Annotated in this window: 2 protein-coding genes; both read right to left on the bottom strand. The window is 36.7% G+C overall.

The genetic code is table 11. The features are described 5' to 3' along the window. The coding region (locus ACY65O_RS12230; protein ID WP_462221138.1) for an efflux RND transporter permease subunit at positions 1–3,252 on the bottom strand (3,252 nt) is incomplete at its 3' end. Between the two features lie 169 nt (positions 3,253–3,421). Next, positions 3,422–3,913 (bottom strand): efflux RND transporter periplasmic adaptor subunit (locus ACY65O_RS12225; RefSeq protein WP_462221137.1); only part of this gene is annotated, 492 nt, incomplete at its 5' end.

Genomic DNA, 3,913 nt, shown 5'->3' with positions numbered 1-3,913 from the left:
CGTAAGCATCACCGGGATAATACGGATCTTTCCTGCCTGTATAGCCGCTTCTCTTGTACGTATGCCACGGCCCCTTAACTCATCAGTAAATTCTATTAACAAAATACCATTTTTAATTACAATACCTGCAAGACCCACAATACCTACCATCAGCATAATTGTTGCAATTGTCATTCCGGTAAATGCATAACCCAATAATACCCCAATTACTGAAAAGAAAATTTCTGACATAACTATAAACGGCTTGCTCATGCTATTAAACTGCAAAACCAGAATCATAAAAATAAGCCCCACTGCTATGGCTAATGCTCTCAATAAAAATGTTAGATTTTCTTTTTCCTGCTCACTCTGGCCGCTTAATTTAATAGTAACATCAGCGGGTATTTTATTTTTTGCTTTAAAATCATCAATTTTTATTTGCAACTCGTCATTTACTTTGCCCACCATTGTAGGGTCCAGCACGTTGCTTTGTAACTGAATGGTACGTTTTACATTTTTACGTTTTACACCACCGGTTGTGTTAGTATAATCCACCCTTGTAACAGCACTTAGCGGAATGGATTTTACCCTTTGCGTATTCATATCAAAAAAAGTGATACGCATATTCATAAGGTCGGTAATATTGTTCCGCATTAAATCGCTGCTGCGTAACTGAATTTTATATTCATCCTCCCCATCTTTTAATTTACTTACTTCTTTACCAAAAACTGCTGTACGAATTTCCATACCGATCTGCCCGGTACTTAACCCTTCAATCATGGCTTTTTCCCTGTCCACATTAATAGTTATCTCAGGGTTATTTAAATCTACATTCGATTGTAAATTTTCCACACCCTCCACCTGGTTAGTATCTAAATAATTAAATAATTGTGTAGATACTTTTGAAATACTTTCAAAATTATCTCCCTGCACTTCTATATTTACCGGGGGATCGGTTGGAGGACCGCCATCTTCCTGCGCCACTTCTATACTTGTACCTGCAATGCCTTTTGTTTGCTTACGGATTTCATCCATAAAAGGTTTTGTCTTTTTTCCGTGCCTTTCTTCATAAGCCACAAAGCTTACCTGTATTCTTCCTAAATTACTTTGTACACTTCTGTTATTATCTCTTGGATTATTGGCACTAACTGCAACGTTGGTAATTATACTTTCTACAATACCAGCTTTTGCAGGCAATTCATTTGCTAAAACATTTTCTACCCTGCGTTCTAAAACATGTGTAATGCTGTCGGTATATTTTACATCGGTACCCACCGGCATTTTTAAATACACATAAATAAAATTAGGGTCGCCACTGGGGAAGAAAGTTTGTTTATTTCCTCTCAGCATTAATAAAACAACCGATAAAGCAAACAAAGCAAACAGTGATGCAAACATCCAAACAGGGCGCCAGCCTTTTAATACCCAGCGCAATAATTTTTCGTAACGGGTCATTAATTTTGGTAACGACCTGTGCTGAAATTTATAAATCAGGTCCTGAAAAACAAAACGGTTTAATAAAACCAGGCCTGCCATTATCAATAAAAAATTTCCAAAGCCATGCAGGGTAAATTTTCTTGCTGTTAATTCTTCCACCGAAGTACCTAACGTTCCTATTTGTGCACCCACACCAAAAGCAAAAATATTTAAGAGCACCCCCATAATTATCATTGCCCAAAACCACCATTTTTTAAATACTGCTTTTTTAGGTTGCTCAAATTCTTTTCCTTCGGGCTTCATAAAGCTTACAGCAAAAACCGGGTTAAAAATAAATGCCACAATTACTGATGCTGCAAGGGTTAGTATTAACATGGTGGGCAGGTAAATCATAAACTTACCAATTAAACCCTTCCAAAATAATAAAGGGAAGAATGGCGCCAGTGTTGTTGCTGTACCCGCCAATACGGGAATAAAAACTTCTCCTGCGGCTTCTTTGGCGCTGCGTATAATTGGTACTTTTCCATTGGCATAAATACGGTGCGTATTTTCAATTACAACAATGGCATCATCTACAATAATGCCCAAACCAAATAATAATGCAAACAGTACAATAAAGTTTAGTGTTACGTTGCTGCCAATAATTGCATCGGCAACAGGTAAAAATAAAAATGCCACAAACACACTGAGCGGCACACTAAGCGCCACAAAAAATGCATTAGTTACTCCCATAAAAAACATCAGTACCAGTAATACCAAAACAAAACCAATAATAATTGTATTTACCAGATCGGTGAAAGATGTTTTGGTTTGTTTACTCTGGTCGCCGGTGATAACAACTTTTAAATCTTTAGGCAGATCATTATTTTTCTGCATTTCAGTTACTGCAGCTTTTACTTTATCGGCACAGTTAATTAAATTTTCGCCGGCACGTTTTACAATGTTGAGCGTAACAACATTTTTTCCATCAAGCCTTGCCACACTTTCTTTTTCTTTAATGGTATCTTTTAACTCGGCAATATCTTTTAAATAAACAGTAGCGCCCTGTGCACTGCTGCGTACCACAATATCCTGCAGGTTTAATGCACTTGCAAACTGCCCTTTAATCCTAAGTGTACGCTGCATTGTACCCACTTCAACCAGGCCGCCGGTTATATCACGGTTCTCCCTGTTAATGGCATTTTCAATATCTGTAAAACTTATCCGGGCCAAACTCATTTTATAAGGATCGGCATTTACCTGTATCTCTCTTTCAGGTGCACCTACAATTTCTGCTCTTGTAACTTCGGTAAGTTCTTCAAACTTATCCTGCATTTTATCAGCATAGTATTTTAATTTAATGCCATCATAATCGCCACTAACGTTTACAAACATGATGGGCATTTCGCTAAATGCAAATTCCTGTACATTGGGTTGCGATGTTAGATCGTTAGGCAGATCTGTTTGTGCTTTATCAATAGCATCCTTTACTTTTTGTTTGGCAATTTCTGTTTTTACATCAGTATCAAACTCCACTACAATTAAACTGTAATCGGTTTGCGATGTACTTTGTATTTTATTAACCTTGGCACCGCTGATACCTTTTAATTGTTTTTCAATTGGGCGGGTTACTAAATTTTCAATATCCTTTGGCGAATTACCTACATACACTGTTGCAATAGAAATGGTGGGTACCACAATATCCGGAAACTGTTCCTTAGGCATTGTGTTAAATTTATACAACCCGTAAATAGATATAATAACCGCTATAATATAAATTGCAGTTCTGTTATCAATTGCCCAACTGGTGGGTTTAAATTGTTTAAACTTTTTTGTTACTCCTTCAATAATATTCATAAAATTATTTTACGGCCTCCCCTAAATCCCCTCCCAAAGAGGGGACTTTAAAGACCCTGATTATTTAAGCTTCTTTTGAAAGTTTTAAGATTCACCGTTTTTTTATATTAAAAGAGTGCTGTATAATTTTACTCTTTAAAGTTTTGGCTATTTGATTTTTAAGAAAAATTTATCCAACAGCTATCACCTGCCCTTCGTACAAACTCTGATACCCTTCCGTTATTAACTGTTCGCCGCCGTTTAAGCCACTTTTTATTTCTACATTATCGCCATACACTTCTCCAATAATAACAGATATGCGGTGAGCTGTTGTTTTACCGTTACTGCTTTTGCTCATTACAAAAACGTATTTACCGGTTTCGTCGGTTTGTATCATATTTACCGGAATTACAATTGCTTTGTCGGCACTGTAATCTTTAATACGCATAATAGCCGTTTGATTAGGCTTTAATGCAGCATTAAAAGGGATTTTTGCTTCTGCTGTAAAACCTCTCATAGAAAGATCTACGCTTTGGCTTATTAAAGAAATAGAAGAAGGAATATTTTCTTTTTGTGCATCAGGGATATTTATCAGCACCGGAGTTCCGGTATGCATCCTGCCTAAATAATTTTCGGGAACACTGGTTACCACTTTTAAACTGCTGGTGTTTACAATTTTTAT

The organism is Ferruginibacter sp. (assembly GCF_031430955.1).
Taxonomy (GTDB): domain Bacteria; phylum Bacteroidota; class Bacteroidia; order Chitinophagales; family Chitinophagaceae; genus Ferruginibacter.
The sequence above is the reverse complement of the archived record's forward strand: the minus strand, read 5'-3'. Positions and strand labels throughout refer to the sequence as shown.